22 protein-coding genes and 1 tRNA gene are annotated in these 24,130 nt (G+C 75.3%); 9 read left to right on the top strand and 14 right to left on the bottom strand.

All coding sequences use genetic code 11. The features are described from left to right. Window positions 1–98 precede the first annotated feature (98 nt). Window positions 99–1,517 (bottom strand): D-alanyl-D-alanine carboxypeptidase/D-alanyl-D-alanine endopeptidase, encoded by a 1,419-nt coding sequence (gene dacB / locus ACI79G_RS13585; RefSeq protein ID WP_456881651.1) that lies wholly within the window; start codon window positions 1,515–1,517, stop codon window positions 99–101. 56 nt (window positions 1,518–1,573) lie between these two features. On the opposite strand from dacB, the gene ACI79G_RS13580 reads away from it, so the two are divergent. Together ACI79G_RS13580 and ACI79G_RS13575 are read left to right on the top strand one after the other, a co-directional pair. Then, complete coding sequence (locus ACI79G_RS13580; protein ID WP_091218704.1) at window positions 1,574–2,068, top strand: inorganic diphosphatase; 495 nt, start codon at window positions 1,574–1,576, stop codon at window positions 2,066–2,068. A gap of 281 nt (window positions 2,069–2,349) precedes the next feature. Next, window positions 2,350–3,117 (top strand): acetoin reductase, encoded by a 768-nt coding sequence (locus ACI79G_RS13575; protein WP_456881650.1) that lies wholly within the window; start codon window positions 2,350–2,352, stop codon window positions 3,115–3,117. Window positions 3,118–3,246: 129 nt separating this feature from the next. On the opposite strand, the gene ACI79G_RS13570 is transcribed toward ACI79G_RS13575, so the two are convergent. Beyond that, window positions 3,247–3,657 (bottom strand): arsenate reductase ArsC, encoded by a 411-nt coding sequence (locus ACI79G_RS13570; protein ID WP_456881649.1) that lies wholly within the window; start codon window positions 3,655–3,657, stop codon window positions 3,247–3,249. A 29-nt stretch (window positions 3,658–3,686) separates the two neighbouring features. After that, window positions 3,687–4,040 carry an Rv2640c family ArsR-like transcriptional regulator gene (locus ACI79G_RS13565; RefSeq protein WP_091218712.1) on the bottom strand — a complete coding sequence of 118 codons (354 nt, stop codon included), beginning with the start codon at window positions 4,038–4,040 and terminating at the stop codon, window positions 3,687–3,689. Window positions 4,041–4,136: 96 nt separating this feature from the next. Between ACI79G_RS13565 and ACI79G_RS13560 the strand changes: the two genes are divergently transcribed. Then, window positions 4,137–4,595: an ArsI/CadI family heavy metal resistance metalloenzyme gene (locus tag ACI79G_RS13560; protein ID WP_456881648.1), complete on the top strand. Its 459-nt coding sequence runs from the start codon at window positions 4,137–4,139 to the stop codon at window positions 4,593–4,595. A gap of 60 nt (window positions 4,596–4,655) precedes the next feature. Here ACI79G_RS13560 and ACI79G_RS13555 read toward each other — a convergent pair. The 3 genes from ACI79G_RS13555 to tmk form a co-directional block, all read right to left on the bottom strand. After that, a tRNA-Thr gene (locus ACI79G_RS13555) sits at window positions 4,656–4,731 on the bottom strand. A 93-nt stretch (window positions 4,732–4,824) separates the two neighbouring features. Further along, on the bottom strand, window positions 4,825–5,985 hold the full coding sequence (locus tag ACI79G_RS13550; RefSeq protein WP_456881647.1) for a DNA polymerase III subunit delta': 1,161 nt from the start codon (window positions 5,983–5,985) through the stop codon (window positions 4,825–4,827). Window positions 5,986–6,058: 73 nt separating this feature from the next. Continuing rightward, a complete protein-coding gene (gene tmk / locus ACI79G_RS13545; RefSeq protein ID WP_456881646.1) occupies window positions 6,059–6,736 on the bottom strand; it encodes a dTMP kinase in 678 nt (225 codons plus the stop codon). A gap of 92 nt (window positions 6,737–6,828) precedes the next feature. Here tmk and ACI79G_RS13540 point away from each other — a divergent pair, with 92 nt between their 5' ends. Beyond that, window positions 6,829–7,617: a trans-aconitate 2-methyltransferase gene (locus tag ACI79G_RS13540; protein ID WP_456881645.1), complete on the top strand. Its 789-nt coding sequence runs from the start codon at window positions 6,829–6,831 to the stop codon at window positions 7,615–7,617. 4 nt (window positions 7,618–7,621) lie between these two features. On the opposite strand, the gene ACI79G_RS13535 is transcribed toward ACI79G_RS13540, so the two are convergent. The 6 genes from ACI79G_RS13535 to ACI79G_RS13510 all read right to left on the bottom strand — a co-directional run bounded on the left by ACI79G_RS13535 (window position 7,622) and on the right by ACI79G_RS13510 (window position 16,667). After that, window positions 7,622–8,401, bottom strand: coding sequence for a hypothetical protein (locus tag ACI79G_RS13535; protein WP_456881644.1), 780 nt, complete (start codon window positions 8,399–8,401; stop codon window positions 7,622–7,624). A gap of 161 nt (window positions 8,402–8,562) precedes the next feature. Continuing rightward, complete coding sequence (locus ACI79G_RS13530) at window positions 8,563–9,327, bottom strand: class I SAM-dependent methyltransferase (protein ID WP_456881643.1); 765 nt, start codon at window positions 9,325–9,327, stop codon at window positions 8,563–8,565. Between the two features lie 8 nt (window positions 9,328–9,335). Continuing rightward, window positions 9,336–12,215 carry a type I DNA topoisomerase gene (gene topA / locus ACI79G_RS13525; protein WP_456881642.1) on the bottom strand — a complete coding sequence of 960 codons (2,880 nt, stop codon included), beginning with the start codon at window positions 12,213–12,215 and terminating at the stop codon, window positions 9,336–9,338. A gap of 193 nt (window positions 12,216–12,408) precedes the next feature. Beyond that, window positions 12,409–13,926, bottom strand: a complete 1,518-nt coding sequence (locus ACI79G_RS13520) for an alpha/beta hydrolase (RefSeq protein WP_456881641.1) — start codon at window positions 13,924–13,926, stop codon at window positions 12,409–12,411. After that, the gene (locus tag ACI79G_RS13515; protein ID WP_456881640.1) at window positions 13,923–14,240 is read right to left on the bottom strand and encodes a hypothetical protein; all 318 of its coding nucleotides are present in this window, start codon (window positions 14,238–14,240) and stop codon (window positions 13,923–13,925) included. The genes ACI79G_RS13520 and ACI79G_RS13515 overlap by 4 nt, the downstream gene beginning before the upstream one ends. Window positions 14,241–14,411: 171 nt before the next feature. Further along, the gene (locus tag ACI79G_RS13510) at window positions 14,412–16,667 is read right to left on the bottom strand and encodes a sodium-translocating pyrophosphatase (protein ID WP_456881639.1); all 2,256 of its coding nucleotides are present in this window, start codon (window positions 16,665–16,667) and stop codon (window positions 14,412–14,414) included. A 202-nt stretch (window positions 16,668–16,869) separates the two neighbouring features. Between ACI79G_RS13510 and ACI79G_RS13505 the strand changes: the two genes are divergently transcribed. The 3 genes from ACI79G_RS13505 (at window position 16,870) to ACI79G_RS13495 (ending at window position 20,840) form a co-directional block, all read left to right on the top strand. Further along, a complete protein-coding gene (locus ACI79G_RS13505; protein WP_456881638.1) occupies window positions 16,870–19,455 on the top strand; it encodes a DEAD/DEAH box helicase in 2,586 nt (861 codons plus the stop codon). 87 nt (window positions 19,456–19,542) lie between these two features. Then, entirely contained in the window at window positions 19,543–20,253 is a 711-nt protein-coding gene (locus tag ACI79G_RS13500) for an SDR family NAD(P)-dependent oxidoreductase (protein WP_456881637.1), read from the top strand. Beyond that, on the top strand, window positions 20,253–20,840 hold the full coding sequence (locus ACI79G_RS13495) for an SDR family oxidoreductase (RefSeq protein WP_456881636.1): 588 nt from the start codon (window positions 20,253–20,255) through the stop codon (window positions 20,838–20,840). Before ACI79G_RS13500 ends, ACI79G_RS13495 begins: the two co-directional genes overlap by 1 nt. Window positions 20,841–20,843: 3 nt before the next feature. On the opposite strand, the gene ACI79G_RS13490 is transcribed toward ACI79G_RS13495, so the two are convergent. Next, window positions 20,844–21,530 (bottom strand): cyclase family protein, encoded by a 687-nt coding sequence (locus ACI79G_RS13490; RefSeq protein ID WP_456881635.1) that lies wholly within the window; start codon window positions 21,528–21,530, stop codon window positions 20,844–20,846. Between the two features lie 271 nt (window positions 21,531–21,801). On the opposite strand from ACI79G_RS13490, the gene ACI79G_RS13485 reads away from it, so the two are divergent. After that, entirely contained in the window at window positions 21,802–23,382 is a 1,581-nt protein-coding gene (locus ACI79G_RS13485; protein ID WP_456881634.1) for a purine-cytosine permease family protein, read from the top strand. Then, entirely contained in the window at window positions 23,379–23,783 is a 405-nt protein-coding gene (locus ACI79G_RS13480; protein WP_456881633.1) for a YybH family protein, read from the top strand. Before ACI79G_RS13485 ends, ACI79G_RS13480 begins: the two co-directional genes overlap by 4 nt. A 1-nt stretch (window position 23,784) precedes the next feature. Here the strand turns inward: ACI79G_RS13480 and ACI79G_RS13475 are convergent. Then, a partial coding sequence (locus tag ACI79G_RS13475; protein WP_456881632.1) for an Rv3654c family TadE-like protein occupies window positions 23,785–24,130 on the bottom strand: 346 nt, incomplete at its 5' end.

Raw genomic sequence — 24,130 nt, 5'->3', positions numbered from 1 at the left:
GGGTCCCGCCCCGAGCTCGCGAGGGGTGGGGAGGACGGGGTCCTCCACCGGTGAGGAGGACGGGGTCCTCCCTGCCTGCAGGCGGCCGTTCCGGGTCGCTAGCGGCAGCCGCAGGCGGCCAGCGCCGAGGCGACGTCGTCCAGCGCGGCCTCGGCGGCCAGCCCGTTGGCCGGCGCGCCGTCGGCGAGGACGGCGAAGACCAGCAGCCGGCCCTCCGCGGTGACCACCGTGCCGGCCAGGCCGTGCACGCCCAGCAGCGTGCCGGTCTTCGCGCGCACCGAGCCCGGGGCGGTCCCCGGGTCGTCGTCGCCCCGCTCGGCGAGCGTGCCGTCGTAGCCGGCGACGGGCAGCCCGGAGAGGACGGCGGAGGCGTCGGCCAGCGTGCCGTCGGCGGCACCGGTGAGCAGGTCCGCGAGCAGTGCGACCGGGACCCGGTCGGTGGTGGACAGGCCGCTGCCGTCGGCCAGCGAGAGGCCCGTGACGTCGAGGCCGAGGCCGGACAGGGCGTCGGTGACCGCCTCGGCGGCCCCGTCGAAGGTGGCCGGCCGGCCGCCGGCGAGGGCGACGTGGCGGGCCAGCGACTCGGTCAGCAGGTTGTCCGACTGGGACAGCGCCTGCTCGACCAGCCGGGCCACCGGCGCCGACCGCACGGTGCCGAGGGTCGGCGCGCCCTGCGGGGCGTCGCCCAGGGCGACGGTCGCGCCGGGCGCGCCGAGCGCGACGGCCAGCGCGGTGCCGGCGTCGGTGCCCGGGGCGGCGCTGCGCTGCAGCTCGCTGGGGCTCACCCGGGCACCGTCGACGGCGGTCGCGGTGACCGGGGCGGCGTAGGTGGACGGCGCGTCGCCGGGGCCCCAGCCGCCGGCGGTGAGCGGGCCCTCGAACAGCGAGTTGTCGACGACGACGCGGGTGACCTGGGTGCCCGCGGGGAGGCCGCTGCGCACCTGGGCGGCGAGGTCGGCGACGGTGGGCGCCCCCGGGTAGGTCAGCGAGGGCACGGTCCGCGACAGCGTCGGGTCGCCGCCGCCGACGAGCACCACCTCGCCGGGCGTGGCGCCCGCCACCACGGTGGTCTCCAGGGTGGCGTCGGGGCCGAGGGTGGTCAGCGCCGCCACGGCCGTGAGCAGCTTGGCGGTCGACGCCGGCGTGGACGGGGTGTCCCCGTCCTGGTCGAACAGCACCTCCCCCGAGGCGACGTCGACGACCTGGGCCGCGACACCGGGGCCCAGGGCGGGCGAGGCCAGCAGCGGGGTGAGCTCACCGGCGAGCACGGTGGCGTCCGGGGCGGGCGCCTGCGACGACGCAACCGCGAGCACCGGGGCGGCCGGCTCCACGTCGGGCAGCCGGGCCTCGGCGGCGGCGACCTCGGTGGCGGTGCCGTCCGCCCGCGGGGTGAGGACGAACCAGACGCCGGCGGCCACCGCGAGGACCAGCACGAGGACGCCCAGCAGGAGGCGGCGACGGAACCGGGAGTACTTCGGCGTGACGGTCGCCGACCCGCTGGACGCGATGGTGCCCACCCCCCGAAACCGACCTCCGGCGGTCCTCCGGGGTCCGATCCGCCACACTACGTCCCGTGCAGTTCGACGTGACGATCGAAATCCCGAAGGGCCAGCGGAACAAGTACGAGCTGGACCACACCACCGGACGCATCCGCCTGGACCGGATGCTCTTCACCTCCACCCGCTACCCGGCCGACTACGGGTACATCGAGAACACCCTCGGCCAGGACGACGACCCGCTCGACGCCCTGGTCCTCCTGGAGGAGCCGACCTTCCCCGGCTGCCTCATCACCTGCCGTGCCATCGGCATGTTCCGCATGACCGACGAGAAGGGCGGCGACGACAAGGTCCTCTGCGTGCCGGCCACCGACCCGCGGATGGCCCACCTGACCGACATCGGCGACGTCTCGGAGTTCGACCGGCTGGAGATCCAGCACTTCTTCGAGACCTACAAGGACCTCGAGCCGGGCAAGTCGGTCGAGGGCGCCGAGTGGACCGGCCGCGAGGAGGCCGAGGCGGAGATCAACGCCTCGCTCCGACGGGCCGAGGAAGCAGAACCGCACCACTGAGACAGGACCCTCCTGCCCCTGGCCCCTCACCGAGCGGCCGCCGAGCGCACGACGGACGCCGACGGCGGCGCACCTGCCCGGGTGCGCCGCCGTCGGCGTCCCGTGGGGAGCTCAGCCGACGGGCAGCCCTGCAACCTCCCGCAACGGTTGTGGGCCGGCTCCCGCGGTTGGTTGCCTGCGGGCTCCCCCGGGCCTCCCACCAGCCGGCCCGGACCGACGAGGGGGTCAGGAATGGCACCGGACCAGCACCCGCAGGCAGCGCGTCCGACGGAGGCCGAGGCGTGAGCGCCGCGCTCGTCACCGGCGCCGGACGCGGCATCGGCCGCGCGATCGCGCTCCGCCTGGCCCGGGACGGCCACGCGGTGGCGGTGAACGACGTGGACGGCGGAGGCGCCGAGGCGGTGGCCGAGGAGATCGGTGCCGCCGGCGGTCGGTCGGTCGCGGTGCCCGCGGACGTCACCGACCGGGACGCCGTGTCCGCGATGGTCGACCGGGCGGCCGACGCCCTGGGCAGCGTCGACGTGATGGTGGCCAACGCCGGGGTGGCCCAGGTCAAGACGCTGCTGGAGGTCACCCCGGAGGACCTGCGCCGGGTGTTCGACGTCAACGTGTTCGGGGTCCTCTACTGCATCCAGGCCGCCGCCCAACGGATGATCGCGCAGGGGGGCGGCGGGAAGATCATGAGTGCGTCGTCCATCGCGGGGCACTCCGGCTTCGACCGCCTGGGCCACTACAGCGCCACCAAGTTCGCCGTGCGGGGGCTCACCCAGGCCGCCGCGAAGGAGCTCGCCCCACACGGGATCACCGTGAACGCCTACTGCCCCGGGATCGTCGACACCGCCATGTGGGAGCTGATCGACGAGCGGCTCGGCGAGGCGCTCGACCTGGGGAAGGGCGAGGCCATGGCCAAGTACTCCGAGCTCATCGCGCTGGGCCGGGTGCAGACGCCGGAGGACGTCGCCGGGTTCGTCTCCTACCTCGCCGGGCCGGACTCGGACTACATGACCGGGCAGTCGGTGATGATCGACGGCGGGATCGTCATGGTCTGACCGCGAGGCACGAGCACGTCGGGGACGCACACGTCCGGGACGGACCCCCGTACCGGACGCGGCACGCCCCCTGCATCGACGCGGTCGCGCGCACCCGGTGCCCGGCCCGGTCGCAGTCACCCCCTGGGTCTACGGCCGGTCCGGCACCAGCTCGGCGAGCAGCGCGCGGACGCGGGCGTCGACGTCGTCGACGATGCGCCGCACCGTGTCGAGGTCCTGGCCGGCCGGGTCGTCGACGGGCCAGTCCTCGTAGCGCTTGCCGGGGAGGACCGGGCACGTCTCGCCGCAGCCCATGGTGACCACCACGTCGGCGGCCCGCAGGAGGTCGGCGTCGAGCCGGGTCGGGACGTGGCCGGTGACCGGCAGCCCCCGCTCCGCGAGCACCTGCGCGACCACCGGGTTCACGCCGGCGCCCGGCTCGGACCCGGCCGAGCGGACCTCGACGGCGTCGCCGCCGAGGTGCCGGGTGAGCGCCTGCGCGGCGACGGAGCGCCCGGAGTTGTGGATGCAGGCGAACAGGACGCTCGGCCTGCCGCTCATCGGACCTCCTCGGTGGGAACGGGAGCGCATCAGCAGCAGTCCGGGTCGAGAACGCGGCACAACGCACCGAGGGAGTCCCGGCGGGCCCGGTACCAGACGTTCATCCCGCGCCGCTCGCCGTCGCTGATGAGCCCGGCCCGGCGCAGCACCGAGAGGTGGTGGCTGACGGTGGCCTCGGTGAGCCCGACCGCCGGCGCGAGGTCGCAGGTGCATACCTCGTCGGCGGCCAGCAGCAGCGACATCAGCCGCACCCGGACCGGATCGGCCAGCGCCTTGAGCCGCACCGCGACCTCGAGCGCCGCGTCGGCGTCCATGGGAGCGGCCGCCACCGGGGCGCAGCGGACGGGGGTGCTGGTGTCGATGACCGGCAGGGCCTTGGGCACGGGACCATCGTGCCAACCCCGTTGACATTCGTCAAAGACGTCGGCACGCTCCCTGCCACGGGGATTCGATGAACGTCTAACCCTCGGAGGTGCTCCGTGTCCCGCATCCAGCTCGCCCTCAACGTCGACGACGTCGAGGCCGCCACCGCCTTCTACGCCACGCTGTTCGGCACCGAGCCGGCCAAGGCCCGGCCCGGGTACGCCAACTTCGCCATCGCCGACCCGCCGCTGAAGCTGGTCCTGCTGGAGAACCCCGGGCAGGGCGGCACGCTCAACCACCTTGGCGTCGAGGTCGGCTCCGTCGAGGAGGTCGACGCCGAGCAGACCCGCCTCGCCGCCCAGGGCCTGGCGTCGGTCGACGAGCGCGGCACGACCTGCTGCTACGCGAAGCAGGAGAAGTTCTGGGTGGAGAACACCCCCGGCGGAGAGCGGTGGGAGGTCTACACGGTGCTGGCCGACAGCCCGACCTTCGGCGGCGACCCCGGCGACGGCCCGGCCTGCTGCGGCGACGCACTTGGGACCGCCGAGCCGGCTGCGGCGACGCGCTGCTGCTGAGCGCGACCGGCTCCCGAACCGACACAGCGGCCCCGTCCGGGTGGACGGGGCCGCTGCGGGTGGAGCCGCCTGTCGGAATCGAACCGACGACCTTCTCATTACGAGTGAGATGCTCTACCGACTGAGCTAAGGCGGCGGACGTGCGCCACCAGCTTACGTGACCGCCCCGCCGGCCCCGTCCAGGGGCCCACCCCGAGCCTGCGAGAGGTGGCGAGGACGGGGCCCTCCCTCACGACGGGAGTCGCAGCGCCACGGTCAGCGCCTCGACGGCGACCTGCGGCTTCACGTTCTGCTCCAGCGCCGTCCGGCAGTCCAGGACGGCGTCGATGCGGCGCAGCGCACCCTCCGGGCCGATCCGCCGGGCCAGCTCCTCCGCGTCGGCACGGCGGTCGGGGTGGGCCAGGTGCGGCGCGTCACCCCCGGTCGTGGCCAGCACCAGCGCGTCGCGGTACAGCGCGGCGAGGTCGACCAGCGCCCGGTCCAGCGAGTCGCGTCCCAGCCGGGTGGCGCGCGACTTCTGCCGCTTCTCCAGCTCCTTGAGCTGCCCGGCCCCGCGGCTGGCGGCGGCCACGCCGGGACCGCGGGCGCCGACCCCGAGGCTCTGCTTGACCGCCTCGGTCTCGGCGCCGTCGAGCTCGGCCGTCGCCCGGTCGGATTCCTCCTTGGCGGCGCTGACCAGGTCGTCGGCGGCGTTGAGGCAGGCGGCGAGCGAGACCAGCGACAGGGGCACGTCGAGGACCGCCTTGCGGGCCAGCCGGGCGTCCTCGTCGCGGGCCAGGTGTCGCGCGCGTCCGACGTGCCCGCCGGCGGCCGCGGCCGACCAGGCGGCCAGCGCGGGGTCGACGCCGTCCCGGCGGACCAGGACGTCGGCGACCGCGTCGACCGGGGGCTGCCGCAGGCCGACGACCCGGCAGCGGGAGCGGATGGTCACCGGCACGTCGTCGGGGTGCAGGCTCGGCGCGCACAGCAGGAAGACCGTCCGCGCCGGCGGCTCCTCGAGCATCTTCAGGACCGTGTTGGACGCCTGCTCGGTCATCCGGTCGGCGTCCTCGACGAGCACCACCTGCCAGCGCCCCTGCGACGGCGCCCGCCCGGCGATGCGGACCAGCTCGCGCACCTCGGCCACGCCGATGGACAGCCCCTCCGGGACGACGGTCTGCACGTCGGCGTGGGTGCCGGCGAGCACCGTGCGGCAGGCGTGGCAGGTGCCGTCGCCGCCGTCGGGGCACTGCAGCGCGGCGGCGAAGGCGCGGGCGGCGACCGACCGCCCCGACCCCGGCGGGCCGGTGAACAGCCAGGCGTGGGTCATCGCGGTCGGGTCGGCCACCGCGGCCTGCAGCTCGGCGACGACCGCGGGCTGGCCGATGACCTGCTCCCACACCCCGCTCATGCCACCTCCTCGCTGGCGCTCGTCGGCCGCGTTCGCGGTGCTGCCGTGCCCATCGGTGCGCTGGCGAGCTCGCTCACGAGTGCACCTCCAGCAGCGCGCCGACCCGCTCGCGGACGTCGGCGGCGAGCTCCTCGACACCGCGGGTGGCGTCGAGCACCAGGTAGCGCCCGGGCTCTGCTGCGGCGAGGGCGCGGAAGGTGTCGCGGACCCGGTGGTGGAACTCCAGCGACTCCGACTCGAGCCGGTCGGCGACCGCCCGGCCGCGGGCGCGGGCGAGCCCGGTCTCCGGCGGCAGGTCGAGCAGCACGGTGAGGTCCGGGCGCAGCCCCTGGGTGGCCCAGCGGGAGATCGCCGCGACCTCGTCCAGGCCGATGGTGCGCCCGGCGCCCTGGTAGGCCAGCGAGCTGTCGACGTACCGGTCGGTCACCACCACCTCACCGGCCGCCAGCGCGGGGCGCAGGACGGCGTGCGCGTGCTGGGCGCGGTCGGCGGCGTACAGCAGCGCCTCGGCGCGCGGGGACAGGCCGGTGTGCGCGCGGTCGAGCACGATCGCCCGGACGGCGGCGCCGGCGGGGGTGCCGCCGGGCTCGAAGGTGGCCCGTGCCGTCCGCCCCTGCGTGCTCAGCCACTCGCAGAGCAGCCGGACCTGGGTGGACTTGCCGGCGCCCTCGCCGCCCTCGAACGCGATGAACAGCCCGCCGGGTCGGCCGGCGGCCTCGACGCGGAGGGCGGGCGGACCGTCGTCGGACACGGGGCTCCCGGGTGGGTGGCTGGCGGCTGGGCGGCAGCCACGGTACCGGCCGGGACCGACGGTCCCCGGCTCCCGGGCCCTAGGGTCGGGACGTGACGAGCACCGCCTCCTGGGACCCCGCCGGCTACCTGCGCTTCGGAGACGAGCGGGCGCGGCCGTTCACCGACCTGCTGGCCCGCGTCGGCGCCCGGGAGCCGCGGACCGTCGTCGACCTGGGCTGCGGCGAGGGCGCGCTGACCGCGTCGCTGGCGCAGCGGTGGCCGGGCGCGCGGGTCACCGGCGTCGACTCCTCACCGGAGATGCTGGCCGCGGCCGCCGCGCACGCCGTCCCCGGCCGGGTGACCTTCACCCAGGGCGACGTGCAGGGGTGGCAGCCCGACGAGCCGGTCGACGTCCTGGTCACCAACGCCGTCCTGCACTGGGTCCCCGGGCACGCCGACCTGCTGCGCCGGTGGGCCGGGCAGCTGGCGCCCGGCGGCTGGCTGGCGCTGCAGGTGCCCGGCAACTGGCGGGCGCCGACCCACGCGCTGCTGGCCGGTCTCTGCCGCGCGCCGCGCTGGGCCGGGCTCGTGGGGGACGCGGCCCCCGCGGAGGACGCGGTGCTCGACCCGGCCGGCTACCTGGAGGTGCTCGACGGCGCGGGGCTGACCACCGACGCGTGGGAGACGACCTACCTGCACGTGCTGCGTGGGGACGACCCGGTGCTCGGCTGGGTGCGCTCGACCGTGCTGCGCCCGGTGCTCGGCCGGCTCGGCGAGGACGACGCCGCCGAGCTGACCGCGGAGTACGCCGCGGCGCTGCGCGCCGCGTACCCGCGCCGGCCGGACGGGACGACGCTGCTGCCCTTCCGGCGGGTGTTCGCCGTCGGGCACGCCGGGTGAGCCGTCAGACGACCACGTTCGGGAGGCAGGAGCGGACTCCGCCGTCGGCGCCCCGCTCGAAGGCGTCGATGCGCTCCTGCGCGGTGCCGTGCGTCTCGGTCTGCTGCTCGCCGTTCTCGTCGATGTAGACCGTGCCCCACGCGTTCTCGCTGGCGACGGCGGTCAACGCGGCGGTGAACTCCTGTTGGTCCCCCTCCTCCAGGCGCAGCAGCCCGTCGTCGACGGCACCCTGCAGCGTGGCCCCCGCCAGGCAGTCGGCCTGCAGTTCGTAGGCCTCCGCCACCAGCGCCGGGTCGAGGTGGGAGACGACCGAGTGTGCCCACTCGTGCGCGACGACCAGGTAGACGAAGCCGTCGCCGAGGTCCTGCGAGAGCAGCATCAGGTCGACCTCGAAGGCGAGGAAGTCCCCGATCGGGCAGTGGTAGGCGTTGCCCTCGGGGAGCAGCAGGTCGCCGCAGTACACCTGCTCGGCCGGGGCGTCGTAGAGACCGGGGGCGCGGGCGGCCGGCGCGAGCCCCGGCGCGGTGTAGCTGCCGGCGAAGTAGTCGTCCCAGTGGGTTCGCCACCAGGCGTCCACGGCGTCCAGCGCCATGGCGTAGTCGGCGTCGAGGTCGTCGGTGGCGGCGGCACCGGACCCGGTGACCGGGATCGACTGCGACGCGTAGGCCGCCGGCTGCGACGCGTAGGCCGCCGGCTCCGGGCTGTCGGCCGCGGCCGGGGTGGCCGTGCCGAGGAGCACGGCGGTCACGAGTGCGGTCAGCAGTCGGACTGCGCGCGTCGCCATGGTGTGGATCCCTCCGTCGCGGACGCCGCGGAGGCTAGGGGCGGGCCCCGGAGGGCCCGCAAGGTGCGCCGGGTCGCCGCGGCCCGCCGTGGGTGCGTTCGTGACCCGCGGTGGCCGCGAGGGGCCGGTGCGTCGTCAACGACCCGCTCCCCCGGCCGGGATCAGGCGGGCGTCAGCCGGTAGGCGTCGGTCCGGTAGGGCAGGTCGAGGAGGGCGCGGCCGCGGGTGTCGGGATGGGTGTCGAGCACCGTCCGCACCTCTCGCAGGAACTGCGCCCGCCGGCCGTCGTCCATCGTGGCGACGTAGCTGCGGGTGGCGATGCCGGCGACCACCTGCTCCGGACTGAGCCGTTGCACGGTGCCGGACCGGTGGTGCTCGACCCGCGCGCCGAGCGCCCGGGCGAAGGCGTCGACGACGCCCCGGTCGGCCTCGTGGCCGCGCGCCTCGGCGGCCAGTGCCCGGCCGAGCGCGGCCACCCACGGGACCTCCTCGTCGCGGGTGTTCCACACCAGGCCGACCACGCCGCCGGGACGCAGCACCCGCCGCAGCTGCACCGCTGTGGGCTCCGGGTCGAACCAGTGCGCGGCCTGCCCGGCGACCACGGCGTCGACGCTGTGGTCGGGCAGCGGTACCGCCTCCGCGCCGCCGACGTGCGTGGCCACCTGCGGGTACCTCGCGCGCAGCTCCGCCAGCATCGGCTCGGCCGGGTCGACCGCCACGACCTCGTGCCCGGCCGCCAGCAGGACACCGGTGAGCAGGCCGGTGCCGGCGCCGAGGTCGAGCACGCGCCGCGGGCGCTCCCCCACCAGGGAGGTCACCGCGTCGGCCGGGTAGTCCGGCCGGTGGGCGGCGTAGCCGGCGGCGACGGAGCCGAACGAGGTCCGCCGCTGCCGCCAGGCCTCGGCGCCGGCTCCGCCGTGCGGCACGGGGACGGTCAGCTCGCGGGGACGGCGTCGCTGTCCGCCGTCGCCTTCCTGGCGGTCGTCTTCTTCGCGGCCGCGGTCTTGGCCGTCGCCTTGGCCGTCGTCCTGGTGGCGGTCGTCTTCTTGGCGGCGGCCTTCTTCTTGGTGGCCTTCTTCCTGGTGCTCGGGTTGGCGCGCCGGTCGGCCAGCAGCTCGGCGGCGCGCGCGAGGGTGATGCTCTCGACGTCGTCACCCTTGCGCAGGCTGGCGTTGGTCTCGCCATCGGTCACGTACGGCCCGAACCGGCCCTCGCGGACGGTGATCGCACCCTGGGTGACCGGGTCGGCACCCAGCTCCTTGAGCGGCGCCGCGGCGGCCCGGCGCCCCCGCTGCTTGGGCTGGGCGAAGATCGCCAGCGCCTCGTCGAGGGTGACGGTGAACAACCGGTCCTCGGACTCCAGCGAGCGCGAGTCGGTGCCCTTCTTCAGGTAGGGCCCGTAGCGGCCGTTGAGCGCCTGGATCCCCTCGCCGTCCGGCGCGGTGCCGACCGTGCGCGGCAGGGTCAGCAGCTTGAGGGCGTCGTCGAGGGTCACCGTCTCCGGGGACATCGAGGACAACAGGCTCGCCGTCCGCGGGCTCTCCTTGCTGCCCTCGGGCACGACGGTGGTGACGTAGGGGCCGTACCGGCCGGCCTTGACCACGACCGGCAGCCCGGACTCCGGGTCGGTGCCGAGCTCGCGGTCGCCCGACGGCGCGGCCAGCAGCTCCTCGACCTTCTCCTGGGTCAGCTCGTCGGGGGCGAGGTCCTCCGGGAGGCTGACCCGGGGACCGTCCTCGCCGCCGACCTGCAGGTAGGGCCCGTAGCGCCCGACCCGGACGACGACCGGCTCGCCGTTCGGCCCGGTGGCCCGCAGCGGGATCGAGTTGACCCCGCGGGCGTCGATCTCCTCCAGCTGCTGGCCGATGACCGACTTGAGGCCGCCGGAGGCGGCGATCCCGCCGGCGTGCCGGCCCTCGCCGCCGAAGTAGAACTCCGTCAGCCAGTCCACCCGGCCCAGGTCCCCGGCGGCGATCTCGTCGAGCTCGTTCTCCAGCGAGGCGGTGAAGTCGTAGTCGACGAGCTGGGCGAAGTGCTGCTCCAGCAGGTTCACCACGGCGAAGGCCACGAAGGTGGGCACCAGCGCGGAGCCCTTCTTCCAGACGTACCCGCGGTCCTGGATGGTCTGCATGATCGACGCATAGGTGGAGGGGCGACCGATGCCCAGCTCCTCCAGGCGCGCGACCAGGCTGGGCTCGGTGTAGCGGGACGGCGGGGTCGTCGTGTGGCCCTTGGCCTCGAGCCCGCGGGTGTCGAGCTGCTGGCCGCGCTCGACCCGCGGCAGGCGGCGCTCGGCGTCGTCGCTGCCGTGGTCGTCGTCCCCGGCGGCGCCCTCGTCGCGCGACTCGACGTAGGCGCGGAGGAAGCCGGGGAAGGTGATGGTGCGCCCGCTGGCGGTGAACTCGACCGCCTCGTCGGTGCTGCTGCGCCCGGCCAGCCGAATGCTCACGCTCTGGCCCACGGCGTCGGCCATCTGCGAGGCGATCGTGCGCTGCCAGATCAGCTCGTAGAGCCGGAACTCGTCGCGGGCCAGCTGGCCGGCGAGCTGACCGGGGGTGCGGAAGCTGTCCCCGGCGGGCCGGATCGCCTCGTGCGCCTCCTGCGCGCCCTTGGCCTTCTTCGCGTAGCGGCGGGCCTCGGCCGGGACGTAGGCGTCGCCGTACAGCTCGCGGGCCTGGGTGCGGGCTGCGTTGACCGCCTCGTTGGAGAGGTTGGTCGAGTCGGTCCGCATGTAGGTGATGTGGCCGTTCTCGTACAGCCGCTGCGCCACCCGCATGACCTGCGCGGAGGACCAGCCGAGCTTGCGGCCGGCCTCCATCTGCAGCGTCGAGGTGGTGAACGGCGCGTACGGACGCCGCCGGTAGGGCTTCTCGTCGACCCGGCTGACGGTGACCTGCCGACCCTCGAGCCGGGCGGCCAGACCCCGGGCGCCGGCCTCGTCGAGGTGCACGACCTCGCCGGTGACCCGGCCGGTGGCGGGGTCGAAGTCGCGGCCGGTCGCGACCCGGCTGTCGTCGACGCTGACCAGGCGGGCGCGCAGGGTCGTCGGCTCCCCCTCGTCGGCGCCGGCCCGGCGGTCGGGAACCGCGAAGGTGCCCTCCAGCGACCAGTAGTCGGCCGAGCGGAAGGCCATCCGCTCGCGCTCGCGCTCGACGACGATCCGGGTGGCCACCGACTGCACGCGGCCGGCCGAGAGCTTGGGGAGCACCTTCTTCCACAGCACGGGGCTGACCTCGTAGCCGTAGAGCCGGTCGAGGATGCGGCGGGTCTCCTGCGCGTCGACCAGCGCGGTGTCCAGCTCGCGCGGGTTGGCCACCGCACGGGCGATCGCCTCGGGGGTGATCTCGTGGAAGACCATGCGGCGCACCGGCACGCGTGGCTTGAGCGTGTCGACCAGGTGCCAGGCGATGGCCTCGCCCTCGCGGTCCTCATCGGTGGCGAGGTAGACCTCGCTGGCGTCCTTCACCAGCTGCTTGAGGCGGCTGACCTGCTGCTTGCGGTCGGGACTGACCACGTAGAGCGGCTCGAAGGCATTGTCGACGTCGACGCCCAGCCGCGCCCAGGACGCACCCTTGTGCTCGGCCGGCACGTCCGCGGCGTTGCGCGGCAGGTCGCGGATGTGCCCGACGCTGGCCTCGACGACGTAGCCGTTGCCCAGGTACCCGGCGATCTTCCCGGCCTTGGTCGGGGACTCCACGATGACCAGCGGCCGCCCACCGCCGGCGGCGGTCCGCCGGCGGGCAGGGGTGCTCGTGCCCCCGGAGGTCGCCGCGGCGGCCCGGGTGCCGGTGTTCGTGGTCTTCGTGGGTGCCACGGTGCTCCTGTCGGTGGTGCTCGGTGCGGGCGCCGGTGGTCCGGCGCCGGACGACGCGGTCGCTGTCCGCGCGCCCTCGGCGACGCCACGGTAGGCCACGGGGCCGACCGGGAGCCCAGTGGCGACCCACCGTGGGCGTGCCGTCACCCGATCCAATGGCCGGGGGTCGCGCCGTGTTCCCGGGCGCTGCGGGTCATGCCGGCTCCCGGACGCCGGCCACCACCTCGCCCACAGCGGCCAGCGTCGGGAAGTCCTCGCTGTAGTACTCCCAGTGCATCATCACCGGACCGGTGGGGAGCTCGACGGCGCCGAGGGAGTCCTCCCACGTCTGCTCCCCGTGGAACTCGGCCCAGGTGATCGGGTCGGCCGGTGCCGAGGCCTCGTGCACCCGCTCGGCCTCGAGCTCGGCAGCCGCGTTGTCCATCCCCGGACTGCCGAGCAGCACCACGTCGTCGGCAGCCAGGGGACCCGGTGCGTCCGCCGCTCGGTCGACGACGAGGGTGCCGTAGCTGTGCCCGATGACGGTGGTGTGCGGACGTCCTCCCGGTGTGCCGGCCCGCGCGGCCGCCATCCCGTCCAGAGTTGCGTCCAGCGCTCGGCCGCCAGGCCAGGAGTAGTGCGGGCTCGGCGCCTTGGCCAGGTTCGACGGCGCCCGGTAGCCCATCCACGCGATGGTCGCCACGGCGGCCGCCGGAGCCGCCGCCACGGTGGCGTCCGCGACGGCACCCACGTCGTCGACGAGGTCGTCGAGACCACCCACCGGGTCGTTGCCGGTGCCGGGCACGAGCACCGCCACGTGGTCCGCGGTGTCCAGGTCCCCGACCGCCAGGGCGACCAGCCCCTCCTCCGGTTGGAACCGGTGCAGCTGCACCTCCTCGCCTGCCGCCTCCCCCCGCGCGATCTCCCCCGCCACCGAGACCGCGACCGCGTGCCCGGGCGACGTCGGGTCGGCGAGCACCTGCTCGAGGTGCGACCGGTTCGCCTCGTCCCGGGCCCACGCGGGGAGGCCCTCGAGACCCCCGATGAGGTACGGGGTCCGGGCCATCGCCTCCGCCCTGGCGGCCACGGACAGCCCCGCCCACCACTGAGCCACCTCAGGTGGCGGGTCCCCGACGTGCGGCACGGCGGAGCTGCGCACGTCGGGGACCGACGCGGCCAGGTCACCGAAGGAGAGGGGGACGAGCCCCCTCCCTGCGCCGAGCACGGTCAGCTCGTCCGCCATCCCCGAGGCAGCGTGGCCGGCGCGCGCCGCGGCGGCCAGGGCGTCCTCGGCCAGCTCCTGCGCCTGCAGCGCGGCGGCCGTCTGGTCGACGTCGAGGCCGGGCCGGCCGAGGACCGGCACGGCCGACAGGGAGACCAGCCGCCCGGCCCCGTCGAGCACGACGGGGACCGACGCGGCGGCGCCCAGCGCCCGCTCGGCGAGCTCCTGCGCGGCCTCGGCCTCGGCCAGCAGGCGCTGCGCGTGCTCGAGGGACTCGTCGAGGGCCGCGGTGACCGCGGTGGCGACCGTCGAGACCTCCACGAGCGCGGCGGCAGCGGACTGCGCGGCCGGCCCGTACCAGCAGGAGGTGTCTTCCAGCGAGCGACCGACGGCCTCCATCCGGGCCCGCCAGGCCGGCAGCCCACCGGCGACCGAGTCGAGGGTCCAGACCGCCCCGCGCAGCAGCGGGACCTCCCACCCGGCGACCTCGGTGAGGGTGGGGGCGCTCACCGGGCTGCCGGGGTGGAGCGCCTGGCGAGCACCCGGTCGGCCAGCGCCGCGTCGGCCGCCCGGTAGGAGTCGACGGCCGCGGACAGGGTCGCGGCGAGCGCCCCGGTCTGCTGGCCCAGGAGCTCCAGGGCGGTGCCCCAGCCCGAGCCCGCGGCGCCGGCGCTCTCCCCGGCCCCCCCGCTGACGGCCGTCCCCAGGGAGACCGCGGTGGACCGGCACAGCCGCGCCTCGCCGGCGAGCTCGGCGGCGAGGCCGGCCAGCTCGGTGGCCAGCGCGTCGATGGCGTCGAACTCCGCGGCGATCGTTCCGGACACGTGAGGACCTCCCGGCGTCTGTCCGGGCCCACGGCGGGTCCGGTGCGGCGGGACGCTAGGTCGGCCGGGTGCCGTCCTCGGGCTGTCCGTCCACAGCACGGGTGACCGTCCACAGACCGGGCACGGGCGCGCCGGTCGGCGCGCCCGTGCCGCAGGGTGCGGTGCGTGCGGTCAGGGAGCGGTGGTGGTCAGCGAGGTGGGGGCGTCGGTGGGGGCACCGCCCACGACGACCGAGCGACGCTTGGACACGACCACGGCGCCGACGATGACCAGCGCCGCGACCACCGCGATCGCGATGCGGGCGGCGGTGTTCTGCCCCTCGCCGACCGACATGCCGACCACGGCCGGCGCGATGAGCAGCGCCACCAGGTTCATCACCTTGATCAGCGGGTTGATCGCCGGGCCCGCGGTGTCCTTGAACGGGTCGCCGACGGTGTCGCCGATGACCGTGGCCGCGTGGGCCTCGCTGCCCTTCCCGCCGTAGGCGCCGTCCTCGACCATCTTCTTGGCGTTGTCCCACGCGCCTCCGGAGTTGGCGAGGAAGACGGCCATGAGCGTGCCGGCCGCGATCGCACCGACCAGGTAGGCAGCGAGAGGCCCGAAGCCGAGCCCGAAGCCGACGGCCACGGGGGCGAGGACGGCGAGCAGACCCGGGGTGGCCAGCTCGCGCAGCGAGTCCTTGGTGCAGATGTCGACGACACGGCTGTAGTCCGGGCGCTCGGTGCGGTCCATGATCCCGGGGTGGGTGCGGAACTGCTCCCGCACCTCGAACACCACCCGCCCGGCCGCACGGGAGACCGCGCTGATCGCCAGGCCGGAGAAGAAGAATACCACGGAGGCGCCGAGCACCGCGCCGACGACGTTGCTCGGGTCGACGAGGCTGAACGCCTGCCCCAGGTCCACGCCCTCGAGGGCGACGCGCACCTGCTCGTTGTAGGAGCCGAACAGCGCCGTCGCGGCGAGGACGGCGGTGGCGATCGCGATGCCCTTGGTGATGGCCTTGGTGGTGTTGCCGACCGCGTCGAGGTCGGTGAGCACGCGGGCCCCCTCCTCGTCGATGTCGCCGGACATCTCGGCGATGCCCTGCGCGTTGTCGCTGACCGGGCCGAAGGTGTCCATCGAGACGATCACGCCGGCCGTCGTCAGCAGGCCGCAGCCGGCGAGCGCGACCGCGTACAGCGCGGCACCGCCGCCGACCAGGAAGGCGCCGTAGACCGCGCCGCCGATCAGCAGCGCCGCGTACACCGCGGACTCCAGGCCCAGCGAGATGCCGGAGAGGATGACCGTCGCCGGGCCGGTCAGCGAGCTGCGCCCGACCTCCTGCACCGGCTTGCGGCTGGTCTCGGTGAAGTAGCCGGTGAGCTGCTGGATCGCCGCCGCCAGCACGATGCCGACGAGCACCGAGACGAAGCCGAGCACCTGCGGGCTGACGACGCTGTCGGGGATGTCGGCCACGTCGGGCAGCACGGTGAACGAGGCCGCCGCGACGAGGACCAGGGAGACGACCGCGGAGGTGAAGTAGCCCCTGTTGATCGGCGCCAGGCCGCTCGCGTCGCTCTTGCCGGGGTTGCTGGCCAGGATGCCGACGACCGAGGCGATGACCCCGATGGCGGCGACGGTGAGCGGGAAGACCATGCCGACCGCGCCGAAGAAGACCTGGCCGAGGATGAGGGCGGCGACCAGGGTGACGGCGTAGGACTCGAACAGGTCGGCGGCCATGCCCGCGCAGTCCCCGACGTTGTCGCCCACGTTGTCGGCGATGGTCGCCGCGTTGCGCGGGTCGTCCTCGGGGATGCCGGCCTCGACCTTGCCCACGAGGTCGGCGCCGACGTCCGCGGCCTTGGTGAAGATGCCGCCGCCGACGCGCATGAACATCGCCAGCAGGGCCCCGCCGAAGCCGAAGCCCTCGAGCACCACGGGGGCGGTCTCGTCGAACAGCAGCAGCGCGAGGGCCGCTCCGAACAGACCCAGGCCGACGGTGATCATCCCGCAGACGCCGCCGGTGCGGTACGCGATGCGGAAGGCCGGCCGGTAGCCGCCCGTGCGGGCGGCGGCGGCCACGCGCACGTTGCCGCGGGTGGCCAGGGTCATCCCGATGAAGCCGACCGTCGCCGAGAAGAGCGCGCCGACCAGGAAGAACAACGCCCGGCCGACGCGGGTCCCCCAGCCGCCGTCGTGCACGGGGAGGACCAGCAGGAGGAGGAAGACGATGACCGCGAAGACGCCGAGGGTCTTGAACTGTCTGCGCAGGTACGCCGCCGCACCCTCCTGCACCGCCTGCGCGATCTCGCGCATCGTCGGAGTGCCCTGGTCGGCGGCCATGACGGCGCGGACCAGGTAGGCCGCGAAGGCGAGAGCAGCGAGCGAGACGGCGAGGACGATCGCGACCAGCACGACGTCCCCGCCGGAGAGTGCACTGTCCGGCATGTGTTTCCTCCCAGCGGTCGGCTGCCCCCGGGGCAGACTTCGCTCCGGTCGGCGGAGGTACGTGTCCAGCACGCACGGGCCTGCACGGCTGGTGCCGCCGGAGTGTAAGGGAGATCACACCCCGTACCGGTAGTCCCGCAGCCGGTCCCGTTCGGGCGCCGGGGGCCAGCGCGACGTCACCCGCAGGTGTGACAGTTGGGGTGTGACCGCGCTACACCCGGTCCGGTCGGCTCCCCCTCCCGGCACGGACCCTCTTCCCCAGGGTGGGTCGCCCTCCCCCGCCGGCGCGCCGCTGCCGGGTGCCGACCTGCTGGACGCCGTCCTCTCCGGGACACCGGAGGAGGAGCAGCCGGTCACCCACGTGCACCGGATGCCGGTGCGGGACAGCCGCACCCTGCCGTGGCCCGCGTGGGTGAGCCCGGAGCTGCGCGCGCGGCTCGAGGCCCAGGGCGTGTCGGCACCGTGGCGGCACCAGGTGGAGGCCGCGCAGCTGGCCCGCGACGGCTCGCACGTGGTCGTGGCCACCGGGACGGCGTCGGGCAAGTCGCTGGCCTACCAGGTGCCGGCGCTGACCCGGCTGGCCGAGGACCCCCGCGCCTGCGTCCTCTACCTCGCGCCGACCAAGGCCCTCGCCCGCGACCAGCTGGCGTCGGTGGCCGGGCTGGCCGACCCGTCGGTGCGCCCCGCGGCGTACGACGGCGACACCCCGATGGAGGAGCGGGAGTGGGTCCGGCGGCACTCGCGCTGGATCGTCACCAACCCCGACATGCTCCACCGCGGCGTGCTGCCCGCCCACCAGAAGTGGTCGAGCACCCTGCGCCGGCTGGCCTACGTCGTCGTCGACGAGTGCCACGCCTACCGCGGCGTCTTCGGCTCGCACGTCGGCCACGTGCTGCGCCGGCTGCGGCGGATCTGCCGCCGCTACGGCGCCGAGCCGGTGTTCCTGCTGGCCTCCGCGACGGTGGCCGAGCCGGCCGCCGCGGCCACCCGCCTGGTCGGCGCCCCGGTCGTCGCCGTGACCGAGGACGGCTCGCCGCGGCCCGGTGCGACCTTCGCCCTGTGGGAGCCGCCGCTGACCGAGCGCACCGGCGAGCACGGCGCCCCGCTGCGCCGCTCGGCGGCCGCCGACGCCGCCACCCTGCTGGCCGACCTGGTCGAGCGCGGCGCCCGGACGCTGGCGTTCGTCCGGTCGCGACGCAGCGCGGAGTCGGTCGCCGAGCAGGCCCGGCACGTGCTGCGCGACCGCGGCCGCGCCGACCTCGCCCGCCGGGTCGACTCCTACCGCGGTGGCTACCTGCCCGAGGAACGGCGGGAGCTGGAGCGGGCCCTGTCGGCCGGCGACCTGCTCGGCGTGGCCACCACCAACGCCCTCGAGCTGGGCATCGACATCGCCGGCCTGGACGCGGTCGTGCTCGCCGGCTACCCCGGGACGCTGGCCTCGCTGTGGCAGCAGGCCGGCCGGGCGGGGCGGGCGCAGCGGGAGTCCCTGGTGGTCTTCGTGGCCCGCGACGACCCCCTGGACCACTACCTCGCCCACCACCCGCGCGCGGTGTTCGGCCGACCGGTGGAGGCCACGGTCACCGACCCCACCAACCCCTACGTGCTGGGGCCGCAGTTGTGCTGCGCGGCCGCCGAGCTGCCGCTGGTCCCCGAGGACCTGGCCGACTTCGGGGGCGCGGCGGCCGAGGCGCGGGTCGAGGAGCTCGTCGCCGAGGGCGCGCTGCGCCGTCGTCCCACCGGCTGGTACTGGGCCGGGAGGGGCCGGCCGGACGTCGACATCCGCGGCAGCGGTCTGGCGCCGGTGACGATCATCGAGGGCGACACCGGCCGGCTGCTCGGCACCGTGGACGGCGACGCCGCGCACGCGACCGTGCACACCGGCGCGGTCTACGTGCACCGCGGCGACACCTACGTCGTCGACGAATTCGACGTGGACGAGGCCGTCGCGGTCGTGCACCCGGAGAGCCCCGAGTGGACGACGGTGGCGCGCGACGTCACCGACCTCGCCATCGTGTCTCCCGACCGGTCGCGGTCGCTGGGCACGGTCACCGCGCACACCGGCGTCGTCGACGTGACCAACCAGGTGGTGGCCTACCAGCGCCGCCGGCTGGGGACCGGTGAGGTGCTCGCCGAGTTCCCCCTGGACCTGCCGGCCCGCCAGCTGCGCACCCGCGCGGTGTGGCTGACCCTCGACGAGCGGGCCATCGGCCGGGCCGAGGTGGACGACGCCGAACTCCCCGGCTCGCTGCACGCCGCCGAGCACGCCGCCATCGGCATCCTGCCGCTGCTGGCCACCTGCGACCGGTGGGACCTCGGCGGGGTCTCGACCGCCCTGCACCCGGACACCGGCGCGGCCACGATCGTCGTCTACGACGGGCACCCCGGCGGCGCGGGCTTCGCCGAGCGCGGGTTCGCCGAGCTGCGGCGCTGGCTGCAGGCGACCCGGGCGACGGTGGCCAGCTGCGAGTGCGAGAACGGCTGCCCCTCCTGCGTGCAGTCGCCGAAGTGCGGCAACGGCAACGAACCGCTGGACAAGGCCGGGGCGGTGCGGGTGCTCGACGTCGTCCTCGACGAGCTGGCCACCGCCGAGGCGGCCGACGGGGACCCCGCCGACGGGGACCCCGCTGACGAGGACCCCGCTGACGAGGACCCCGCTGACGAGGACCCGGCGGACGAGGACCCGGCGGACGAGGACCCGGCGGACGAGGACCCGGCGGACCGGACCGGCACCGGCGACGACACCGCGCAGGAGGAGCCCGGACCGGTCGAGGACGACCTCGTCTTCTGACCCGGCCGACCAGGGTGCACCGGCCCGGCTGACAGACTGGGCGCCGACCGCTCGACCGACGGTCGAGGGGTGCGTGCTGGAGGTGGCGTGGCCGAGGAGTCCGAGGAACGGCGCGTCGCCGTCGTGACCGGCGCCGCCAGCGGCCTCGGGGCGGCCGTCGCCCGTGCCCTGAGCGACGCCGGCTGGCAGGTCGCCGGCCTCGACCTGCGGCCCAGCCGGGAGACCGCGCTCGGCGTCGAGGTCGACGTGACCGACGCGGACGCGGTGGGGTCGGCCGTCGACCGGGTCGAGCGGGAGCTGGGACCCGTGACCGCACTGGTCACCGCGGCGGGCGTCTACGAGATGCTCCCCCTCGAGGACGTCGACGACGCGCGCTGGCGCCGGATGATGGCGGTCAACCTCTCCGGGACCGCGACCACCTGCGCCGCCGTCGTCCCCCGGATGGTGGCCCGGGGCCGGGGCTCCGTCGTGACGATCTCCTCGGACCTGGGGGTCGGCGGGAGCCAGGGCGACGTCCACTACGCGGCGAGCAAGGGCGCGATCGTCGGCTTCACCCGGGCGCTGGCCACCGAGGTCGAGGGCACCGGCGTCGCCGTCAACACGGTCGCGCCCGGCGCGGCGGACACCCCCATGCTCGAGACCGACTCCCCGTGGCGGTCCGGCGACTTCCTCGCCACCCTGCCGGTGCAGCGGCTGGTCCGTCCGGAGGAGATCGCCGCGGCTGCGCTGTTCCTGCTCGAGACGGGGGCGGCGGTCTCCGGGCAGGTGCTCTCCCCCAACGCGGGAGCGACGATCTGATGGCCGACCGGAACGCCCTCGTCCGCTGTGACGACGCCGAGGTCGCCGCGGCCGTCGCCGGCCGGCTGACCGCGGACGGCGTGCGCGTCACCGCCGTCCCCACCACGGCCGCACCGGACGGCGCCGTCGCGGAGGCCGTCGGGGGCTCCGGCGTGCTGGACCTCCTGGTGTGCGCCGTCGGGCAGCCGGACCCGGCGCCGTTCGTCGGCGCCGACCCGGCGCGGTGGTACGCCGACGTGATGGCCCACCTCACCCCCGCCTTCGCGCTCGCCCGCGCCGCCGCACCGGCCCTGCGCCGGTCGGGGGCCGGGCGGCTGGTGTTCCTGGGCAGCGGCTGGACGGCGGCCGACCGTCCGTGCTCGACGGCCGCCGCCGCGGTGCAGGGGGCACTCGTGGCGCTCACCAAGACCCTCGCCCGCGACCTCGGGCCGGACGCCGTCACGGTCAACGAGCTGGTCGCCGACCCCGCGTCCCCGCCGTCCCCCGACGTGGTCGCCGCCGCGGTGTCCTACCTGTGCAGCGATCCGGCCGGCGCCGTCGTCGGGCAGCTGCTCACCCTGGGCCGGGGCGGGTCGCTGCGGCCCTGAGCCTCAGCGACCGAGGCCGAACGCCACCGCGCGCACGGGGGCGCCGTCGGCACCGGCCAGACGCAGCGGCAGGACGCTGACCACCGGGTCGACCTGCGGGACGGCACCCAGGTTGCGCAGGTTCTCCACGATCACGCCGCCCGCGCCGAGCACCTCGAGGTGGGCGGCGAACCCGTCCGCAGGCGTGCCGCCGACGACGGTCTCGTCGAGGCTCAGCGCGTCGAGCCCGACCGTGCGGACCCCCGCGGCCACCACCCGCGCCGCGGCGTCCCCGGTCAGGTACGGGTGGTCGAAGTAGGCGTCGGTCCCCCAGTGCTCGTCCCAGCCGGTCCGGAGCAGCAGGATCCGGCCCGGGGCGAGCAGGTGCGCGCACGGCTGCAGGTCCGCCCACTCGATCCGCCCCTGGGGCGGCTTGCCGCGGACGTCGGCGACGACGGCCGGCCCGAGGAAGTACTCGAGCGGGAGCTCGTCGATGCGCGCGCCGTCGTCGAGGAAGTGGTACGGGGCGTCGACGTGGGTGCCGGTCTGGGAGCCCATCCGCACGTGCAGGACGTTGTAGCCGTCGGCCGCGACCGTGGCGGCCGGCGTGAACCGGGCGACCGGGTCGCCGGGGTACACCGGGGTGTCGTCGTCCAGCGGGTGCGAGAGGTCGACCACCTCGCGGACGGGCTGGGCTGCGGAGCCGGTCACCTGGCCTCCTCGTCGGTCGTGGTGCGGTGAGGGCCCACAGGACCTCACCGGTCCCGGTCGTCGTGGGCTGCGTGGCGCCCGGCACCGTCCCCCAGCACTGCCACGGGGTCGCGTCGGTCGTCAGGACACCCACCAGGGCCCCGCATGACGTCCTCGGTCCCATCTCAGCACGCGGAGTGACATCAGAAAACATTGGTTGCCTACTACGCAACTCGTGTCTAGCCTCTGCGCACCGCGGTGGTGTGTCCACCGCTTCACCAGGAGGGTGCACATGAGCGGAGCGGAGGTCGCCGGGCCGGCGGCCGAGCAGCGGCGGCCGCGGGCCACCGAGGTCGAGCAGCACGGCATCGACACGATCCCCGACGCCGAGCGCACGTCGCGGCCGTTCGACCTGTTCCGCATCCAGTTCGGCGGGGCGAACACCTTCGCCACCGTCATCCTGGGCACCTTCCCGGTGCTGCTGGGCCTCGACCTCGTGGAGGCCGTGGCCGCCACCGTCGTGGGCGTGGTCGTCGGCGCGCTGATCCTCATGCCGATGGGCCTGTTCGGCCCGCGGACCGGCACGAACAACGCCGTCTCCTCCGGCGCCCACTTCGGCGTCCGCGGTCGCGTGCTCGGCTCGTTCCTGTCGCTGCTGACCGCGCTCTCGTTCTACTCGATCTCGGTGTGGGTCAGCGGGGACGCCCTCGTCGGCGCGGCCACCCGGCTCTTCGGCACGGGGGACTCCGACCTGCTCCGCGGGATCGTCTACGCGGTGCTCGGCGCCCTGGTGATCGTCGTCGTCATCTACGGCTACCAGCTGATGCTGCTGGTCAACAAGGTCGTGGTGCTGGCCAACACGACGCTGATGCTGCTCGGCCTGGTGGCCTACGCGACGCTCTTCGACCCCTCCTACGACCCGGGCCCCGACGCCTACGCGCTGGGCGGCTTCTGGCCGACCTTCGTGCTCTCCGCCCTGATCGTCATGGGCAACCCGGTCAGCTTCGGCGCCTTCCTCGGCGACTGGTCCCGCTACATCCCGGCGGGCACCCGCCCGTCGCGGCTGCTCGCCGCCACGTTCCTGGGCCAGCTGGCCACCCTCGTGCCGTTCCTGTTCGGCGTGGGGACGGCGACGCTGGTGGCCGGCGAGGCCGACTACGTGTTCGCGCTGATCCAAGTCTCGCCGCTCTGGTACGCCGTCCTGCTCATGGTGGTGGCCTTCCTCGGCGGGATGTCGACCGGCGTCACCTCGTTGTACGGCACCGGACTGGACTTCTCCTCGGTCTTCCCCCGCCTCAACCGGGTGCAGGCGTCGCTGTTCATCGGCACGCTGTCGTTCGTCTTCATCCTGGTCGGGCGGCTGGTCTTTGACCTGCTGTCCAGCGTCAACGCCTTCATCGGCGCCATCGTCATCTGCACCACGCCGTGGATGGTGATCATGATGATCGGCTACTGGGTGCGCCGCGGGTACTACGCGCCCGAGGACGTGCAGGTCTTCAACCAGGGCCGGCTGGGTGGCCGCTACTGGTTCGCCGGCGGCGTGAACTGGCGCGGGATGGTGGCCTGGGTCCCGGCCGCCATCGTCGGGCTGCTGTTCGCCAACTACCCGCCGCTGATCGCGGGCCCGCTGCGCAACGCGGCCGGCGGGGTGGACGTCAGCCTGCCGGTGTCCCTCGGCCTCGCCGCGGTGGTCTACCTGGCGCTGCTGTTCGCCTTCCCCGAGCCCCGGTACGCCTTCGGCCCGGCGGGCCCGCGGCTGGTGCCCGCCAAGGAGGCCGAGGCGCCGCCGGTGACCGACGACCCGCGGGCGTCGGTGCACCGCGCCGGCCGTCGCTCCCCCGCCCCGGCCGCCGCGGAGCCGGCCGACCGGTGAGCGAGCCCGCCGACGAGGTACACCAGGCGGCCGCCGCCCTCGTGGCCGCCTTCGGGAGCGATGACCTGGACCGGTACCTCGCCTGCTTCCGCGAGGACGCCACCTTCCTGTTCCACACCACCGACCGGCTGCTGGCCTCCCGCGAGGAGTACCGGCGGGAGTGGACCTCGTGGGTCCGGCAGGACGACTTCCGGGTGCTCGGCTGCGAGACCTCCGGCACGGTCGTCCAGGTGATCGGGGACACCGCCGTCCTGACCCACGCCGTGCACACCACGGTGTCGACCCGGGCCGGGCGGGAGGAGCTCCGCGAGCGGGAGACGATCGTCTTCCACCGCGAGCCCTCCGGGCAGTGGCTGGCCGTGCACGAGCACCTGTCGCCGGCTCCCCCGGTGGCCGGGTAGCTCACTGCACCACCGGGCCGGCCCGTGCACGGGCGCCGGCCCGGTTGACGCCCAGCGGGCCGAGCCGGACCGGCACGGCCACGGCGACCTCGACCACCGCCCCGTCGCCGACCGTGCAGGCGGTCAGCCGGGCGCCGTTGGCTCCGGCCACCTCGCCGACCACGGCACACGCTCCGGGGTCGCCGCGGACGGCGCGCTCGGCACCGGCGAGGGCGGCGAGGTCGGCGGGGGGGGGGGGGGGGGGGGGGGGCCCCCCCCCCCCCCCCCCCCCCCCCCCCCCCCCCCCCCCCCCCCCCCCCCCCCCCCCCCCCCCCCCCCCCCCCCCCCCCCCCCCCCCCCCCCCCCCC

The sequence above is a fragment of the Geodermatophilus sp. SYSU D00779 genome, assembly GCF_054050595.1.
This window is presented reverse-complemented; position numbering and strand designations above follow the sequence as displayed.